16 protein-coding genes and 1 pseudogene are annotated in these 18846 nt (G+C 48.2%); 6 read left to right on the top strand and 11 right to left on the bottom strand.

What is annotated here, in order from left to right; genetic code table 11:
• Positions 1–252 precede the first annotated feature (252 nt).
• Positions 253–1436 (top strand): annotated as a pseudogene (locus WOA58_RS11445) (Cdc6/Cdc18 family protein); the annotation flags it as partial.
• Between the two features lie 262 nt (positions 1437–1698).
• On the opposite strand, the gene WOA58_RS11440 reads toward WOA58_RS11445, so the two are convergent.
• Positions 1699–2100 (bottom strand): PIN domain-containing protein, encoded by a 402-nt coding sequence (locus WOA58_RS11440; protein WP_340604340.1) that lies wholly within the window; start codon positions 2098–2100, stop codon positions 1699–1701.
• On the bottom strand, positions 2087–2365 hold the full coding sequence (locus WOA58_RS11435) for an antitoxin VapB family protein (protein WP_340604339.1): 279 nt from the start codon (positions 2363–2365) through the stop codon (positions 2087–2089). Before WOA58_RS11435 ends, WOA58_RS11440 begins: the two co-directional genes overlap by 14 nt.
• Before the next feature lie 269 nt (positions 2366–2634).
• Here WOA58_RS11435 and WOA58_RS19195 point away from each other — a divergent pair, with 269 nt between their 5' ends.
• Complete coding sequence (locus tag WOA58_RS19195) at positions 2635–2925, top strand: DUF7342 family protein (RefSeq protein WP_461782290.1); 291 nt, start codon at positions 2635–2637, stop codon at positions 2923–2925.
• On the opposite strand, the gene WOA58_RS11430 is transcribed toward WOA58_RS19195, so the two are convergent.
• The 4 genes from WOA58_RS11430 to WOA58_RS11415 form a co-directional block, all read right to left on the bottom strand.
• Positions 2885–4138: an RNA-guided endonuclease InsQ/TnpB family protein gene (locus WOA58_RS11430; protein ID WP_340604338.1), complete on the bottom strand. Its 1254-nt coding sequence runs from the start codon at positions 4136–4138 to the stop codon at positions 2885–2887. The genes WOA58_RS19195 and WOA58_RS11430 overlap by 41 nt on opposite strands.
• A 560-nt stretch (positions 4139–4698) precedes the next feature.
• A complete protein-coding gene (locus tag WOA58_RS11425; RefSeq protein ID WP_340604337.1) occupies positions 4699–5319 on the bottom strand; it encodes a hypothetical protein in 621 nt (206 codons plus the stop codon).
• Positions 5306–5641 (bottom strand): hypothetical protein, encoded by a 336-nt coding sequence (locus tag WOA58_RS11420; RefSeq protein ID WP_340604336.1) that lies wholly within the window; start codon positions 5639–5641, stop codon positions 5306–5308. The genes WOA58_RS11425 and WOA58_RS11420 overlap by 14 nt, the downstream gene beginning before the upstream one ends.
• A gap of 855 nt (positions 5642–6496) precedes the next feature.
• A complete protein-coding gene (locus WOA58_RS11415; protein WP_340604335.1) occupies positions 6497–6745 on the bottom strand; it encodes an alpha/beta hydrolase fold domain-containing protein in 249 nt (82 codons plus the stop codon).
• A 915-nt stretch (positions 6746–7660) separates the two neighbouring features.
• Between WOA58_RS11415 and WOA58_RS11410 the strand changes: the two genes are divergently transcribed.
• A complete protein-coding gene (locus WOA58_RS11410) occupies positions 7661–8914 on the top strand; it encodes an asparagine synthase-related protein (protein ID WP_340604334.1) in 1254 nt (417 codons plus the stop codon).
• 133 nt (positions 8915–9047) lie between these two features.
• Here WOA58_RS11410 and WOA58_RS11405 read toward each other — a convergent pair whose 3' ends face one another.
• From WOA58_RS11405 to WOA58_RS11385, 5 genes are all read right to left on the bottom strand, one after another.
• Positions 9048–9233, bottom strand: a complete 186-nt coding sequence (locus tag WOA58_RS11405; RefSeq protein WP_340604333.1) for a hypothetical protein — start codon at positions 9231–9233, stop codon at positions 9048–9050.
• 192 nt (positions 9234–9425) lie between these two features.
• A complete protein-coding gene (locus WOA58_RS11400) occupies positions 9426–10889 on the bottom strand; it encodes a flippase (RefSeq protein ID WP_340604332.1) in 1464 nt (487 codons plus the stop codon).
• Positions 10890–11051: 162 nt separating this feature from the next.
• A complete protein-coding gene (locus WOA58_RS11395; RefSeq protein WP_340604331.1) occupies positions 11052–11858 on the bottom strand; it encodes a hypothetical protein in 807 nt (268 codons plus the stop codon).
• 192 nt (positions 11859–12050) lie between these two features.
• Positions 12051–13352, bottom strand: a complete 1302-nt coding sequence (locus tag WOA58_RS11390) for a polysaccharide pyruvyl transferase family protein (protein ID WP_340604330.1) — start codon at positions 13350–13352, stop codon at positions 12051–12053.
• A gap of 80 nt (positions 13353–13432) precedes the next feature.
• The gene (locus WOA58_RS11385; protein WP_340604329.1) at positions 13433–14302 is read right to left on the bottom strand and encodes a glycosyltransferase family 2 protein; all 870 of its coding nucleotides are present in this window, start codon (positions 14300–14302) and stop codon (positions 13433–13435) included.
• A gap of 118 nt (positions 14303–14420) precedes the next feature.
• On the opposite strand from WOA58_RS11385, the gene WOA58_RS11380 reads away from it, so the two are divergent.
• From WOA58_RS11380 to WOA58_RS11370, 3 genes are read left to right on the top strand one after another with little or no spacing between them, the layout of a single operon-like run.
• Positions 14421–15626, top strand: coding sequence for a glycosyltransferase (locus tag WOA58_RS11380; RefSeq protein WP_340604328.1), 1206 nt, complete (start codon positions 14421–14423; stop codon positions 15624–15626).
• Positions 15623–17335: a hypothetical protein gene (locus tag WOA58_RS11375; RefSeq protein WP_340604327.1), complete on the top strand. Its 1713-nt coding sequence runs from the start codon at positions 15623–15625 to the stop codon at positions 17333–17335. Before WOA58_RS11380 ends, WOA58_RS11375 begins: the two co-directional genes overlap by 4 nt.
• Positions 17336–17394: 59 nt before the next feature.
• Positions 17395–18843 carry a sulfatase gene (locus tag WOA58_RS11370; protein ID WP_340604326.1) on the top strand — a complete coding sequence of 483 codons (1449 nt, stop codon included), beginning with the start codon at positions 17395–17397 and terminating at the stop codon, positions 18841–18843.
• The last annotated feature ends 3 nt before the right edge of the window (positions 18844–18846 follow it).

The following is an 18846-nucleotide window of genomic DNA, read 5'->3' as shown; positions in this document are numbered from 1 at the left end:
GACAAGCGTGAAACGGCCGGTAGACGCTCCCGGAACTCGAGTGCCATCTGCGCACGTCCTCGAAGTCGGCTCCGGCCAGGACGCGGATCGGCTGTCGGGACGATAGAGACATTCGAAATCGAACGTAGCTAGGACGCTGATCGGGCCAAAACGCGGGCTTTGGCACACTGACCGAGTGCACGCTTTATCCTGCTCGCGGAGATATAGACACGTAGTTCCGCTGAATGTGAACGAAAACAACCCCATGGCATCATGAGCAAATACGACGATCTCTTCGCTGAAACGAGCCCGACCGACAGCGTCTTCGCCGACAAGAGCGCGCTCGATCCGTTGGCTCCCGCCGATGAAATCGTTGCTCGCGATAAACAGGAACGCGAACTCGCAACGATTCTCAATAGCATCCACGAGGGGTATCTCCCACCGACCGTCTCGATTCACGGACCACCCGGGACGGGAAAACCATGACTACGCGACGGGTCGCTGAGGAGGTCGCTGCCCGCACCGAGGAGCTTGCCGTCGAGTACGTCAATCTCAAGGAATGTCGGACGATCTTCAGCGCGGCCAACGAGATCCATCTCGAACTGACCGGCGACCGAAAGAAGTCATATGAAGGCCTTGACGGCGTCTTTAAGGGAATCTGGACCGCTCTTGAGGACTATCCCGAGTGGACCGTGTTGATCCTCGATGAGATCGACCATGTCAGACACGACACTAACTATGATCCCAACGAGTTCTTCTATCGGCTCCTCCGAGGAGAGAGCAAGCTTGCCCGAGATATTCACCTCTCGTGTTGGCTGCTCAGCAACGAGCTGGTGACAGTCGATCTCCGACTCGACAGCCGAGTCGGGAGCGTCCTCGGCGACACGGAACTCTTCTTTCCGCCCTACGGACGTGATACGCTCAAGGCCATTCTGCAGCCACGCGTCGAGCGCGCGTTTCGCGACGGGGCGGTGCCCGAAGAAGCCTTTCGGTACGGAGCTCATAAGGCAGCCTTTCATTGGGGCGACGCGCGTCGAGCGCTTCGGCTCTTTCGACGGGCGGGCGAGACGGCAAACGACCGTGGGCTCGAGCAGGTGACTACTGACTGTCTCGACACAAACCTTGAGGAAACCGAGCGAGAGGCGACGATCGAGAAGCTGCTCTCACTGCCTGTGAAGCATTTCGCAGTACTCGCGGGCGTCACGAACTGGAGGGAATCCAGCGGAGAGATCGTCCAGCCCGTTACGGCCGCCGAGATCCAGGAGAGCAAGCACCTCGCTGAACTCGAGCTCGGAGACCGAGCGGTACGGACCGTCATTACGGAGCTCGAAACGATGGGCTTAGTCGAAACGTGGATCGAATCGAAGGGAGATGAAGGCCGTGCAAAGCAGGTTCGGACGGCCTTCGATCCAGAATGGGTTTACGGGATCAGGGAGAGTCGTTACACGACCTCCACGACGTCTATATCGGTGCGGCCGCTCGTACCGAACGGCTCGCTGTCCTCACGGCGAACGTCGACCACTTCGAACGAATCGACGACGTCCAGGTCGTTGACTGGACTGCGTTCTGAGAGAGCTCGTTCGTCCTCTCGCGTCGATATACCTGCCACTGCTCTCTGATTCGAACATCTAAATAGAGTTAAATCAAATCATCGCGTGCGTATTTTCCGAATTCGGAGGTTCGAGACCAACGACTTCAGCGCCCAGGATAGATAGGTAACTAATACGTATCTACAGACACCCCATCGAATGTTTGGAAGTCGTCCGTGTTTTGCGTGACAACTGTTGCGTCTACCTCTTTAGCAACGGCGGCAATCAATAAATCTCCAAAAAGGGAATTTATTTTGTCCTGGTTCACATTCTCATCCCGGTGAAGTTCCGCTTCTAACTGACCAGCAATAACGGCGTGTTCCACCTGAAACGGGAGGATAGTCGTCCACTCGAATTTCGACTGGATCTCAACTGGGTTGAGCTTTCCTTGAATCTCCCGCCCGACGGCAATTTCTTTGATGTTCAGTGTCGTCGTTACGAATTCCTCTTCCTCATGCGTTTTAAGATAGTCCCCAACCGCCTCCCATCCCGCCCAATAATGGATGAGAAACGTTGTATCAAGCAGTTTCATCGTCTGCCTCTAGATCCGCGAACTCATCGAGGGCCTCTTGTTGCCGTGCGGAAAGCCCGTCACTCGTTTGGTCACGGGAGTCCTCAACGATTTGTTCGAGTTCGTCGGCTTCTCCTTCGGAGAGTGTTCCAAATCCCTCGCGCCAATCGACAGTCGTGTCATCTAATATGCGGTTCATGAGGTCCGTAAAGCTCTCATCCTCTCGTTTTCGGGCTTTTAATCGCTCATACACCTCCTCTCGAATCCCGATGGTTTTTGTTCCCATGGTTTGTGTATGAACACACAAACACAAAATACTTGTTAATGGTTTCAACGCTAGATTGACGAAATCGTATCATCGACGCGTACTCGTTGTCGCGGTCTGTCCCGTTAGCCATGAGAGCGAGGATCGGAATCGACTCAACACTCTGTTGACTCCTCCCTGATTTTCCGTACCAAGAGGGTGGTCAAGGCAAGCGTCTCCGATCCAGACGATCCAGACGATCCGATCACAACCACGGCCACCCTTCTGGGCGTGCAGCTGGTCTCGTATATATGAGAGCACTCAATAGGTATAATAGACCAGGATACGTACTATCCTGTATGACCGACGCTGGGCTCGATCCGTGGACAGAAGGACTCTCGTCTCGCGAGCGTGTAAGAGAGATCGCGATGACGCTCACCCAGCCACGCTCTGTTGACTGGGTCCGGACCGAAGCACAGGTCTCCTCCTGGCAAACCGCAAAAGACGAACTAGAGATGCTCGTTGAATTCGGGCAGGTACACGCCAGTCAACTACCCCGCCCTACACGCCTTCGGCGTGTTGAGGGTGGAGCTTGTCCGTGAACTCGGCCTCGAACCCATCAGGGTAGCCGGTAAATCCGGCGTTCGGCGTCACCGTTCCAGACTTTAGGGCGAGCTGACTGTCACCCGTCCGCCGAGACGACTGTTGGCCTCGACGGACGTACCGCATACCGATGTTCTTCGCCGCGTTGTAGTCCGCGTTCGCTCCCGACCCGCACTTCGCGCACCGGAAGTCGTTACGCGACGGTCGATTCTCGTCTGCCGTGAATCCACACTCGGCACATCGTTGGGACGTGTACGCCGACCCGACTTGCTTCACCGAGATACCGACCGATTCGGCTTTGTACTCGACGTATTCGTAGAGTGTTCGGAACGCCCACTTGTGACCCCACGATGCACCGGTTCGGTCGCGGATGTGGGTTAGGTTCTCGAACGCAATTACGTCGCAGTCGTAGCGGAGTGCTTCGTCTATCAGCGCGTTCGACGCTCGGTGGAGAACGTCGCGGACGTAGCGAAGTTCCCGACCACTCGACTGTACGAGCGTCCGGTGGGCGCTTCGAGTTCCGGTCTGTTGCAACCCGGCGCGTACCTTCTCGAACTCACGGAGGTCGTGGGTTAGCTCTCGTCCGCTGAGGAAGTAGGCGGTGCTGGTGACGGCGAGGTTTTCGATACCGAGGTCAATCCCGAGGACCGTTCCGTCCTCGGCGGTGTTCCGTTCGGTATCGTTCTTGTACCGGCGGAAGCCGATATGCAAGAAGAACTCGCCGTCGCGGGCGGTAAGCGTACTTTCCGTAACACTCCATTCGTCCGAGTCGAGATACTGTCGCTGGTAGCCATCGTCGGCGTCAGGAAGGTCGAGTGGACACCGGACCCGACTCTCCGTTGTAGAGAGGGACACGGTATCGTCATCGAACACCGTCATCGTCCGCGTATCGTACTTCACGGTCGGAGCGGTGAACGTTGGCTTGCTGACCTTCTTACCCTTCGACTGGCGTTCGATACAGCCGGTGATGGCTTGTGCAGCTTGGTGGGTGGCGAGAATCGCGTGCTGACTACCGAGGTCGGTATCTTCGCGCACAGAATCGTAGGCGAGGGGTTGCACGTCACTCTTGGTGTTGCACCGTCCCCACGCGAGGTCTGTGGCGATTTGGCAGCCCCGTTTCCACTCGGCGATGGTGTCTTCGAGTAAGTCGCGTTGCTTACCATCTACTGAGAGGCGGGTGATTGCCGTCCGACGCACGTAGTCGTCTGCCACGTGTTCAATGTAGCCTCGTGGCTATTTATAGGTAACGTAAATGCCCAGCTATACGAACGCGCTCCTCCCCTCCCTACCGCTCGCGCTTGAGGAAGGGGACTCCGCGCTACCGGTTAGTTGATCAGCGTATCGACCATCTCGTTGCGCTTCTCGCTGTCGTCTCGTGGGACGATGATCGCCCACATGTTCCGTCGGATGCGATCCTGGGACCCCATCCGGAACGATCGGATCGGTTGTGAAGTCGTGGGAGATGATACCATGTGGGCTTCTGACTACGGGTTCGATGCAATTGATTTCAATTTTCCGGTGGTGGCGGTGTACTTTCCGTGATGAGACTGAACTCTCATCGAAATCACTTCTAGTAGAGGGGGATGATTCCAGCGGGACACTTTCGGCGAAAGTAGCGAGAAGCAGGGTGGGTCCCGCCTCGCATTCGGCATACGATGCGGTGCGAGGCGGTAGACCCACTGCTATCGAGAAATTAGTTACTAGCAATGCGGTAGCGACGAGAAGACGAGTGGGGCAATGGCGGCGGGACGACGGGCTGAAAAACGGTCATTCTAGTGGCCCTCGTTTGTCTGGTCGCTACTTTCGACGAAAGTGCTCTCTTCGATCACTTCCTGACCCGTTTCGGCCTCGTAGACCTGCCAGAGTGCCTCGGGGATCTCGTCGTTCGTTGCAACCAGCCGTTTGTTTGTGCCCTCTTTCGTACCGCTCCCCGCCTGGAGTTTGAAGGCGTTCCACTCAGTGGTGAGCGACTGGAAGGCGTCGCCGACGGTCTTGTGGGTGAGCTCAAGGTCGAGGCCACGGCCCATCGTGATCACCGTTGGCACATCGACGGCCCCGCCCTCGCCGATCAGGTTCGTCCCCTGGTCGATCTGTCGAAGGACGTCATTGCGCGCGAGGCGTTTGGCGCGCTCTTTTTTGGTGCCGTTCTGGTGAGTGCGCTGGGCGCGCAGCTGGGCTCGCAAGTGGGTGACTTCCGTTTCGAGGTCTTCGATTCGCTCAACGATCGCGTCAACCTTCGCGATAGGGTCAGTCTCGCTTTCGGTGTCACTCAGCCCGTGGAGCAGTCTACGGACGGCGGCCATCTCCAGGGAATCGGATCGGAGCATCTCGCGTTCAAGTCGGTCGAGGCGGGCTTCAGTCGTCTCCTCTGTGGGACTTTCAGAGTGTGGCATGGCCCTCCTCCGGCGTGCTCTCGATGACGCGTTCGATACCAAGCAGCGTAAGGGTTGATCGTTGGGTCGCGGTATCGGTTGTACAACCGAGTCGTCCGTTGGCTAACAGTTCGGTCGCGCCAAGGGTGGGTTCAGTGATCCCTGTAGATTGGCAGTCACGACAGTACAGTCGTGGTACTGACCATGTCTCGTCGCCGGCGTATTGGACCGCGTAGGCGCTGACGGAATCGCCTTCGTTGAGAGTGGTCTTGCAGTAGCTACAGCGGCCCTCCCGGAGCTGGTAGCCCTCGAGGAGCTGTTCGGCGGGAGCCGTGATCAGCATCCGTGGACCTCACAGGTCGAGGTGTGGAACGAGGCACGATAGAGATCTCGTTTATGGATAGATTCGCGATTGCAGGAACGGCACCGCCAGTAAGTGGTTGCGTTAGAAACTGTCGGTGGTTCCTGATGGGGACCAGTAATAGGGTGGTCGAAGGCGATACTGTTTTCTGGGATTGGGTGACTAGTTCTCATTGCTTCTCCTGATCGGGGAAGCGCGGTCCGGTGTGATACCACCGGGCCAGTTCTACCTACTGGCACTCCGCGCTTTACAGCACCTAGTAGACGGTGTTCTCTCTAAAGCTTTGTGGTGCAAGTGTTGCTATAGAACGCTCCCATCAAGAGTGTCTTAGTAAGTAGGTAGTACACACAAGTATGAAATCAAAGGCAGCCGAATACTTGCTAAATGGATGCACCCTCCGACCTCAACGACACTGACAAAAAAATCCTCATCTTACTCTCTGATGGGCGAGAAACGAGAGGATCATTAGCGGACCAAATCGACAAACACGAAAATTACATCGGAGAACGACTGAAGTGGCTACGCGCGTACGGTTTAGTTAGCTATCATCACCAAGAGACAGGACTGTACAAGCTGACGAACAAAGGTAGTGAGTGGATTTCATAGGAATATACATGTATACCCCACTACATGTGGTATTTATTTCCTATAAAATTTAAATATAGATTAGATTGAGCTGATTGAGTGAGTATAAGACGAGCCTGACGAACCGCTCACCGCACCTGAAATTGCTGATTCGTCGGTTGTTCGCGATTAACCGCACCAGGCTTGGCGAACTCGTTAATCGGAGTCGACCTTGACACCCATCTTGAAGCCGAGATTGGGGTTATCGGCGAGTCAGTCGATAGCGTAGCAGTCCTCAAGGGGCACGGGGAACGGCGTTTCGGGTGTACGATGGTAGTCGACGGTGACAACGAGACAGTCGGCGGCGTTTGCTAGTGCGTGTGCAACGAGGTCGTGGGTCTCGAGGTCACCGACAACCCAGCCTCCACCATGGAAGAAGAGAAGTGCAGATTGGGAATCCTCGGTAGTACTATCGGGATCGTAGTTTCGGATTGGGATTGATCCGTTCGGTCCGTCGATCACTGTGGCGCTGACTCGATCGATCAGTTCGGTGGATTCGGCTTCCTGATCAGGGGACGGTCAACTCGAGATACGTCTCGCGAGCCTGGCAGTTGACTGACGATAGAGCGGTGGAATGCCGTCCTTCGAGAGTTCATGGAGTAGTGCTTTGGCCTGTGGATGGAATTCTGTTGCCATACCGCTATCCATACCTGTGGTTCTATTAACAATGGATGGTAGTGTGTTGGGTGTAAAGTCTCTCAGCAAGACGCACCTGCACTTGGTGAAGAGGCCGGCTGTGAGTCTCAATAGTGAAGTACAGACTGCGCGCGCCTCGTGATCTCCATACGAAGTACTGTGAAGCAAGACACCGACACTAACGAAGGTTTAGACAACATAGCGGAGTTAATACGAGACTAGGGCAACGGTGGCAGGACAATGGGTAGAATAATGTCACTCATGGTATGACAGTATCGTTCGACACTTCATAATTGGATGTCCTATTCCTGGTGTCTCTGTTAGTGGCTCGCCATCCGATTGTTGACCTTGCTCGATGTGGTCATCGGTAAGCAGCCCGCCTATCTTGGGTTATAGTTCGCAACATCTCCTTGAGGAGCGCAAGCACGCTCCTCATTTAGTCCACTGCGCTTGTCAAAGGATTTGTTCGATAAGTCTGCCAAGTATCGGCTGACATTTTAGCTTGAGGGTGGGGGAGATCTTGAAATTAGAACCTAAGATGCATTCATTTAAATCACCAACCGAGTAATATGACTCGAATTCTCCGTCAGCTTTGACTTGTGCTATGTCATTGTCAGGTCATCAAGCAGGCTAGAATACTGTCGGCCCGCTGTCTGCGCTAATTACATGTGAATTTAATTTATCAACTATAGTATTTTTTCACCAATGTACTTATCAGGTTATGTCTAGGATATGGATTACATGAACACAACACTGCGGAACGAATCAGACGTTAGCGCGTTCTTGAGTTATCGCTACCTGCCGGGTAAACTCGAACTCAGCGAGCGCGTTGTCAAAGCGGCCCATAGCGACCCCACCCGCGGGTCGAGGGTCGAACTCATTGAACGTGGGGCCGACGCTCTCCGCAAGACCATCAGTACAATCGTCGCTGAGTGCAGCAATGACGTAAGACACGTTGTCCCGCTCAGTGGTGGGCTCGACTCGCGAAATATCCTTGCGGCTATTCTCGATAACGTCCCACGCGAGCGCATCCTCGGTATTACATTTGGTATCCCCGGCACGTTTGACTGGGAACTCGGCGCAAGGGTTGCCCGAGCAGCCGGCGTTGATCACCGCCACATTGATGTACGACCCGGTGAGTTTGACTGGAGCCGCGAGCGGCTCATCTCATCCGCCGAGGACTGTGGGTGGCCGACCAAACTTTTCAGAAATATGGACTCTCTTAAGGGCGGATTCGAACAGCACGAGCTGACCGAGAACTGTGTCTATTGGCATGGCTTTCTCGGTGGCGTCGTCTCTGGCGGGCGACTCCCCGATACTGAATCCGAAACGTGGGAACGCGCACAAAATGTGTTCGTCGGTGATAACTACTACTTCCCCGACCTTGCTGCACCAGGCTACGATCCTAAAGAGCACGTCGCCGACGAACCTGCACTCCCCAGAGACGTGCTCAACTACGACGAGCAACTCGATATCGGGCTTCGACAGCGCTACTATATCGGCCCTGACTTGTTCGGCCGTGATGAGATGGCGATGCCGTTCCATCGCGAACCGTTCCTCTCATTTATGCTCAACCTCCCACGAGAGTACCGCGTCGACGACCCGATCTATCCCGAGATTGGCGAGCGCGTCGCTCCCGAACTCTACCAGGTGCCAACCGAGAACACATGGGGGTTGTCGCCAGACGCCCCGAAAACCCGTGTCAGGATGCGCATTATTAGGGACATGATCGAGACCCGCGTACTATCAGTGCTCGGCTGGCCGCGCCCCTCGAAGCATGCTTCGCACTTTGACTGGAATCGGGAACTGCGACGCTCCGACCCCCTCCAAGAGCTTGTCGAGCCTGCACTCGTCTCGCTCAAACGTCGGAATATTGTCCCGTGGCTCTCACCGACAGAGATGTATCGCGAGCACCGGGCTGGCAAGGGTGACCATGGTGGCCACATCCAAATGCTCACATCACTCGAGATGATTGTGCAGGCGAGTGAGCCGTAACTGACAACACCACAGTCTTAGCCTCAATCTTCGGCGACTTTCAGCTGGGCGAACCGTCCGTCCACGAATACGCCGCGCGGATTCAATGTTTCGAAGTCGCTTGCGCCGTTCATGACAACTTTCCGTAATAGTATCAGGATTCGAGAGCACTTGAATCAGCAGTTAAATATTCGTGCGATATTAAGTGGCACTCGTTGATCAGTATATTTCCCTCATTCATGAAATCGCCGATCACACTGCTGCGATAGAGCTCGCCGATCCCCCCTACACCGATGATGGTATAGGTCTCGACGATTTTGCGGCCGAAGTTGCCCTTCATAATGCAAGTTTCTAAATGGGAGAACCCAACATCGTGCTCAGCGATTCAATGCGGAGTGTGCTTTAAATAGTCTCACGTTAGGTTCATTTCGACTTACTGGAGGCACGCCTCTTCATTCTATAGTAGGTAGATGAGTACGGATACAATGGCCTAACAATCTCCTCGTTTGTTGATTACTCGACCATTTCAGTTTCAAATTGGAATTACCGATTTCAACTGCCCTATCTCGATCAGACCACTTACAAGACACCCACAGAGCCAAATAACGACACCAAGTCCAACAACTGCAATAAGCGAGAAAGCGCCACTAATTGCGGATGATGCAGGTAAGATAATAAACAACATCACTGCAGTAATACTACTAATTTTTGTAAGTCTTCTACCAATCTCAATTCGGTTAAGATCTAACTCAAGATCAACTAGGTAAACGCAAAGTCCGACGTACAGTGCGTAGACAACTGCTGTTGAGATAGCTGCACCACTTATTCCGATTGTCGGGATCAAGATAATATTGAGAATTAAATTGATGATAGCTGCTCCACCTTTAGCGTATCCCCTTAGTTTTGCCCGGCCAAGATAGTCAAGACCGCCTTCAGTGATATAAGCAATCGTCTGCGCAACTAAGTAAAGTGTGAGAATTTGTAGAACCACTGCACCACCGACATATTCTGGACCGAACATGATTGCTAGTGTTGGCTCTGCAACGATAATTAAACCGACTGCAGCAGGAATATAGAGCATGAGCATACTCGAGAGCGCTTCGCTATAGAGTTTCGAAGCAATGTCGAAATTTCCTTTCTGGACTTGCTCGCTATATCTTGGCGAGATCGAAAATCCTAACGAGGTAGCAGGTGCTTTGAGAAAAGTCATAACCTGCTTTGCAACAACATAATAGCTTACTGCAAGCGGCGCGAGAAACACACCGACGAGGACAATGTCTACTCGTTTAAGGATTGTATCACTTTGTTCAGTCAATGTGATTGGAATGGCATATTCACTAATCCGCCGCCGGAGCCCTGATTCAAGCTCACTACGTTCAATAGCAGAATACTGAGAGTACAGGAAAGTGACACCAACGACAGCTGCAATAATTGATCCGATTACATACCCAAAAAGAGCACCAACAGCGCCGAATCCCGCGAGGGCGAGGCCAATCGCGACTACAGGTCTTATTGATAAATCGATGATTTGTATATACGATCCCCACTCAATACGCTTGAATCCCTGACAAAGACGCCGTGCTGAACTCGTTATACCACCACTAATAACGTAGAGTGATCCCACGAGAATGAGTAATGCAAGATCTGGATCTCCAAGTATAATTGCAAGCGGCTCGCGGAGGATAACTAATCCGAGGGCCACAACGCTAAGTAGCACCGCCAGTATAATCGCTACTGTTTCTACAATATGCGGAATTTGTCCCGGATTGGTTTCTTCATATTCAATAATGTATCTAGAACCGGATTTTGCAAGCCCGAGCGTACCGACCAGTGTTGCAATTGTAAACAGAGAGATTGACAGATAAAGTAGGCCATACTCGTCAGGACTCAAAACGCGAGCAAGAACAATCGCCAGTATGCCACCTGAGAGCATTTTCGTCACCTGGGCGACCAGATCTATCTTGAAGCCTGAGACAATTTGGTCTACAAGTGCCATTGTTGACTCCTCATTTTCAGAGGAGATAGAGTTGATGATATTTAGTCACTGGACTCTACCCAAGCCGGTCTGGAAATCATGACAGAGTACTATATCCTTATGATCTGAAATTCATAGAATTTATGTTCAAATTTCATTATTTCTATAAATTAAATTATAATATTATATTATTAGCTCTGTAACCTCCATATTACTAATATTAGCTTGTATAGGAGTATCATCACCCTTGTCCCACAATATAATTGCACATGATCCGTAAGGAAAATCTCCTTCAAAGTCGAATTCCTCAATAATGGTTTCACCATCTACATTGAGTGTGAACCAATTACCGACTGCTTCAATCGTAAAATGGTACTTTTTCCCGATCTCCATCTCAAACGGCTCAGTTTGGAAATGTTTATAGAATACACCATTCTTAACTTTTTCGTACCGAAGCTTTCCGTATTCATGCTGGAATCGGTGACGATTATAAAATCCATTATATCTGAAGCCAAACTGCAACTCTCGGAAAGCGCTTTCACGGGCTATGTCAAACTCCCAGCGAAAATTCTGCCATAGATGTTCGTCTGGATTAAGGCTAAGCCATACCCATCGATCTGATTTAGTTGCCGGTACATTCACTGAGAGTGAATCCTGGCTCTCCCAGGATACTTGACCGGACAGATCTTGTGGCTCATCCGAGACTGAGATTGACCGTCCTTTCTGTAAGGCTTCACGGTGCTTGAATCGGTGAACTACTTTTTTCCAATTTTCGTCGTGAGAGATCCAATTTGGTTCTGAGTCCTCTATAGGGTAGAGTGTCTTACCTTTTGAAGTGCTTGGCTTGCTCCTTATTCGCTGGTATACTCGTCTTTTAGCAGAATGAACGGGAGGAAGTACATCTTTAGAAACCTGATGCCATGTCCGATCAATCAATTCTCCAGAATCACCCTCTTTCCATATTTTGTACGCCTTGGAGATTTTACTCATCACATTCTTAAACTCCCTCATATTCGAATATAAAACTTTCCAATACCAGCATTTATAGATGATGCCAATATTATCTAATTATATTTTAGAAATATTTTATATGTTGACATCCATGTAAAATCCGACTTTGGATAGATTTAAAGAAACATAAGAATCATAAACTAATACAAATCCTTTTAGTGTATAAAATAGTTAACTATGTATTATATCATCAAATAAATCATCGTTTGTTATTTTATTACGCTTCTTTCCTATACTAATCGATTCTCTTTCATAATTATTGACCATCTCCGAGACACTTTTTAGAAAGTCTTCAGTATTTACTTCATTTCTTCCTTCGAAAAAGTATTGGGATTGTTCAAACTCGCTAAGAAGCTCCTGATATTTCGTTGCCCATCCAATAGCAAGTACAGGAGTCGCATTTTTGTATGCATGGATAAGTGAATGATAGCGAGATCCAATCATGAAGTCAAACTGATCAATAATATATTCAAGTTCAATAGCATTCAGTTCCTCTCCAATCAGTACGACGTGATCTTCATCCGAAAAACGCTTTTTGATGTTCTCACAGAGGTCTAAATCTTCAACCGAATGACGAAGAAGGTAGATTGTTTGATTCTCCTTGAGTAACATCTCAATTACCGCATCATAGAGTAAGTAGAGTTCTTCAGGATCTGCGCGCTCAAAAACTTTCGAATTTGGTACGATACCAACAGCGTCAGATCTAATATCCTTTTGTTTTAGATCCGGTGCAGTAGTAAAGATGTTTTTCAAGTTATAATCTTGATTCTGGAGCACGATATCAAATTCGTGTTGAACATTGTTCCGTGTATAGGGAGTCAGTGATTTGATACCTTCTGATTCTCGTGGGCAGATGAGTTCTGGATAAGTAAGATATGTACGGAGAAGAGGATTGAGTAGTAATTTCTGAGACTGTGAATAGTCAAATGGTCCGATCGATTGAGGGAAAATATACATGGGGATATCGAATTTCCTAGCAAGTACTATGTTATTTATATATTCAAATGAAAGATCAAATCCCTGTTGGGATGATAGAGCGTAGCCATTAATATCAATAATAAATGAACAATCAAGAAGTAATTCACGAACATCATCTATTATCCTCCTGGAATAATCAGTTGTGTTCAGATAGTCTAGGGTAGATGAGAAAAGAGCTAGATAGACTTCCAGACCCCAAGGCAAGATATCAAAGGTGTACTGAGACTTCTCCTCAGGCGGCCGTTCGTAATCGCGGCGAGAAAGTAGATAAATATCTTTCTCGGGAAAACGCTCAGACAGTTGATCAACTACTGTGAACGTCATTGCCTGCGCCCCTTTATTAAATAACTCCCCTCCAATGATTGCGATGCTATCGCGATCATTAGAAGAATATGAATCACGACAGGTAGGGAAAGTCAATTCCGAAAGGAGTTCTGTCTCTACAGAAGCTATGAGAGAAATATTACGAGTTACTCTCTTGTGTTTTCGCTTCATAAGAAGCTACTCGTATCCAGCCACCATAATTCCATTGAAAACGGACAGCATTCAATTACCCGTATGTTATGTTATATATTTTAATTGCTTTCAACTTTAGACTTGATTCCATTTATTTTTCCATATCCCTGAATCATTCTGCAGATCCATCCTACAAAAAATAGTTGGAGAAGAGTAAGTCTGCTTGCTGACATATTATTAAAATTGAGGTCTCTTCTAATATAGCTAAATGGTCGGGGCAGAAGAGAAATAGAGATTCTTTTCAATATAGTTATATTACCACTATTTTTAATTTTTTGTCCTTCGCCATAGCCAAGGCGATAGTATTTTTTAAAGAGTTCGATGCTGTTTCTTGTAGGATGTTTTATAGTAGCAGTTTCACAATAAGTGATCTCGTATCCACTTCTTACGGCAGATCGGGTCCATTTTACATCTCCACCGGATCTCAAATCTGCTGGAAACAGCCCAATATCTTCGAATATCGACGCACGCACTAAGAGATTAGCAGTTACACTAGAACCACGTTCTTTAACGAGTCTCTTGTTATTCATACTAGTTGTTGCGTCATGAATCTCAAAGGTAGAATTAGTTGAAAAGTTAAAATCAACGCTTCCTCCGACCAAATCAGCAGATGAAGACTGATAACACGAAACGAGCTGGGCGATCCAGTCATGATGAGGAGTACAATCCGCATCGGTAAAAGCAATCAATTCTGAGTTTGTTTGCTTTATCCCGAAATTTCTAGCGGCATATGACCCCTGAATTGCAGTATAATCGAAGGTATTGACTGGGTAACTATTTGCTATGGTCTTCGAATTATCAGTAGATCCGTTATCAACGACGATTATCTGATTGATATCATCATATGATTGATTAACAAGAGATTCTAAGCATTCAGATAGTGTTCCTTCTGAATTATAACAAGGGACAATAACTGAGACACTTACCATAGCTCTTAATGAGGTATAGAGGTAGTGTGTATAATATAACTGCCGATCAAATTCAGTTTTCCCCTATACTATCCTACTATAGAAATATTGATGTGAATCGAGTATCTCTGTTGATTCAATGAGAAAGAACGTACTTATTATCACCCGTTATTTCCCGCCAGGGGGAGGAATAGGTGCATTTCGAGCAGCAAAATTTGTTAAATATCTTCCAAACTATGGATGGGATCCTTATGTCATTTCTCTCCCTCAAAAAAGGCAAAATCAGCTACTACCATCAGATATTGATGAGACACAGTACTCATCTATCGCAAATATTCCTAAGAAGAGATTCTATGTTGACGTATTAGCGCCATCTCTAAATAAATCACTAGGGGACCTCCGCCGGATTCCTCCTCTTTTAAAATGCCTACCCCAGATTGTAAGAGAGAATGACATAGATATTATTTTTCATACAGCCCCACCATTCTATACCTTGCCTGCTGTATCTTTACTTTCAGACCGTCTTGAAATCCCATATATTTTTGATCTCAGAGATCCATGGTATATAAGCAAAAGTATATTTAATAGTAGCAAATCTGTATCAAATCCGCCCTGGTCATATTTTAATCGTGCGATGGAATACATATCTATTAGAAAATCTAGTAAAATAACTACAGCAACAAGAGAGATGAAGGATCAATATCAAAAGGAATATCCTGAATATTCTGATAAGTTTGTATCTATACCAAATGGGTATGATCCAGATGACTACGACATTGATTATAGTAAATCAGAAAAAGAGGCTGATATAAACCTCATTTATCCAGGCAAGTTCAGAGATAACATGGAAGGATTCTTACAGGCATATCATCGACTTAATAATGATGTTGATATAAGATTAATTCATTATGGTAATGAAGAAAATGAACTTACTAGAAAGTTTTATAATAGATCAAGAGAGTTGGATTTATCAGATACAATCACCATGAGAGGGTATGCAGATTTTGAGGAGATTGTCAAAGAGATATATAACTCCGATGTAGGATTAGTGGTAACTAGAAAAGACGATCCGACACATGTTCCACAGAAAACATTTGACTATATTGCGTGTGATACACCCATACTTGCGTTGGGACCCAAAGGCGGTGAACTCGATCAAATCCTCAAGCCATTTGAGTTTGCATTTCGGACCAGTCATGAGAATATAGATGAGATAGAATCTATACTCAAATTCTTCGTAAACAACGGCCCAAAAACATTAGGCACCCAAAAAATGCGTCAGCAATATACTCGGCAAAGCGCTACCGAACAGCTATCTGGTCTGTTAAATAATGAGATAAAATGAATTCAGAAAAAGTTCTATCTGATCCCCGATTTCTGGTCTCAGTTGCATTGCTAGGTATTACTGGTATGGTCCTTTCAAGCCATCAAACAGGACAAATCTATCCTGGTTTACTCATATTTTTCTTTTTAGGTGCTGTTACTCTGATAATTGCTACGAATTATATAAAGGACCTCTACTCAATTCTTGGTAGTGCGATTCTCCTTTCAGTTGGGTTTAGACTCGTCTCTATGGAGATACCAGCATCTGCTATTGGTGATGATCCTAATTCGAATATCATTTGGATAGAAGATCTAATTGAGGCAGGAACTACTGAGGCGATCAGTTCTGGATTTTATGCCGATGCTCCGTTACATTATCTTCTTGGGGCAATAGCTTCTATTCTTTTGGGTATTGAGCCATCAGAAAGTCTCAAGATATACGCTATTATTATAGGAATTATAGCACCACTAGTCGCTGTTTTGATGACTAGACTCATCGGTGTAGAAAACATACGTTTGCTGGCACTAGCCGGAATTCTCGGAGTTGTAACGACTGAAGCAGTGAGGCGTACATATTGGCCTATCGCACAAACACACGCGTCCATCTTTTGGTGGCTGTTTCTATTAGTTCTTGGGTGGCATATTCGATCGGCCACAAAGCGATTTTATGCACTCCTCATATTACTGGTCATTTCTATTGCATTTACGCATAAACTTCCGTTGCCTATCATAGTAGCAGTTGGCGGTATTCTTCTAATACTACATTATACGGATCGACTTGCTTGGAATCAAGTTGACCAGGTAAATCCAGTGAATCAAGTGTTTGGAATATTGATACTTATTTCAGCAATAACGGTTGCACAATGGTTATACGCTAGATTGTTGCTTGATCAAATAGTCCTGAGAGTCAACGAATTTGTGATCGGTCTTACAGAACCATCTGGCACAACTACAACAGTAGAACCAACAGCTGCGGTACCTGCTCGGCCTGGCTTGCTGGCAGAACTCTATCAGTATCCCATTGAATATGCGCTCTATTTTGAGCGAATTCATGCCATAATACTCTTATTAGCTAGTGGAGCAGGATGGGCAGCAATCTACTTATTTGAGAGAGACACTAAGCATCGAAGTAAAATACATATAATATTATCTTCTGCCTCAATATGCGTTATTTTGATTGCTTTTGGACAGGTTGCCGTTGGAGCAATGAACCCAACACGGCCTCTGCTCTTGGGTGAACCGATATTTATAGCGTTAATTGTTGGATTACTCCACGTAGTATACTCACGTTATGAGGTAGATACTGCTCACTCGTATTCACACATAATTTTCGCCTTGTTAGTTCTATTAGTTGTCTCTCAGGTCTTTGTAGCATCAGCAGCTGCTGACTATCCCAATACACCCCGTTACTACTTAGATGAGCCGGAGGTCCAAAGTGCCGAGACGATGTGTACGTACAATGAGGAGGAAGTCTATGTTGATCAAGAATATGCAGCATTCACTAGTTGTGGCAATTTTGAAAGGACATCACGAACGACTGAAGATCCATTATATAATGCCGAAATAGAGCCTACAGAACATGGGGTTGTTGTTTATCGCCATAACGTAGATGTGTACCTCGGTTTAGAAGATAGATGGCGCTTGACATGGGAGCCAAGTAATGAACTCCCCCAGGAGTACCACACTGTATACGATAACGGAGCAGTATCCACGTACCACAGCCCCTCCTAATGGTTATAGGAAATATCGCAACAGACAAGATTTATAGTATTTGATAATAAATTCAAGATATGGACGGTCCCAACGTACTATTCATTGTAATGGATACCTCTCGGGCAAATATAGCCCTCAACGAGGAAGTAATGCCAACGGTCGCATCTATCGCGGACGAGGGAGCGACCTTTGAGAATGCCTTTACCACGGCCCCATGGTCACTACCGTCGCACGCATCGATCTTCACAGGTCAGTACTCGTCCCATCACAACACTCACGCTGGCTCGACTCAGTTCAACCCGGATGTATCGCCGTTAGCAGAGGTATTCGCACAAGAGAACTACGAAACCCGCGCGATATCGAATAACATCTGGATCAGCCCAGAGTTCGGATTCGATCGAGGGTTCCAATCCTTCCAGAAGGGTTGGCAGCTCGTCGATGGTGGTGCTGATATCGGACAAATCTCGAAAGAGCAGGATACGAGGGCTGATCAAGTGCGTGCGATCGCAGACGAGTTGCTTCGAATCGATGCACCAAAAACGATCATAAACTCCCTATTCGCGCTCTTCGTTCGGAAGCGCTACGACAGCGGTGCGTGGCTTACCAACAAGCGCCTCTTTCGCTGGTTACAATCGCGTGATAACTCTCAATCGTTCTTTGCGTTTCTGAACTATCTCGAGCCGCATCTCCCCTATGACCCACCGGAGAACGCGATCAAACAGATCAACGGGAGCGAGGCAGATACCGAGAGAATGCGGTCCGTTCCGCAGGACGCATGGGATCACTTCGCAGGTGATCTTGAGTTAACAGACCGGGATTTCGATGATCTCAAGACGCTCTATGCTGCCGAGCTCAGGTATCTTGATAGTCGGATCGAAAGCGTCTATGAAAAACTCGATGAAGTCGGGATTCTCGATGATACGATTCTCGTGATCACTGGAGACCACGGAGAAAATATCGGAGATCATGATCTGATGGATCACCAGTATAGCCTTCACGATACGCTTCTACATGTTCCACTGATAATCCGATACCCTGAGGCGTTTGACCCCGGGAGCGAATACGAGCAGTCGGTCGAGCTACGCGATCTCTATCCCACCCTGCTTGATCTATGTAATATTGAAACCTCTCTGGATGCGACTCAGTCTGATCGAAACATCGCTACAGAAGAAGGATCGGGGTATACACTAGGGGAGTATCTGACGCCACAGCCAGCCATGGAAACGTTGGAGGACCGGTTCGGCAATCTTTCGGAGAGAGTCCGGGCACACGACCGATCCCTGGCATCGATACGGACTCAAGACTGGAAGCTGATCATCGGGTCGGATGGTTCGGAGCTCCTTTACGATCTTCAAACCGATCCTGACGAACGACACGATGTGAGAGAAGACCACGAGGATGTCGTTACTGAACTGCGTGACCAGATGCCAGAGCCGATCAAAAACGTGGAAGAAAAATCTGAGAGCGAAGACCGTAACGTCGGCTCACGAACCGAACAACGGTTAGAAGACCTCGGCTATCTCTAGCCG

This window comes from Halalkalicoccus tibetensis (assembly GCF_037996645.1).
GTDB classification, from domain to species: Archaea; Halobacteriota; Halobacteria; order Halobacteriales; family Halalkalicoccaceae; genus Halalkalicoccus; species Halalkalicoccus tibetensis.
Note: the sequence above shows the minus strand (reverse complement) of the source record. Positions and strands in the feature narration are given on the sequence as shown.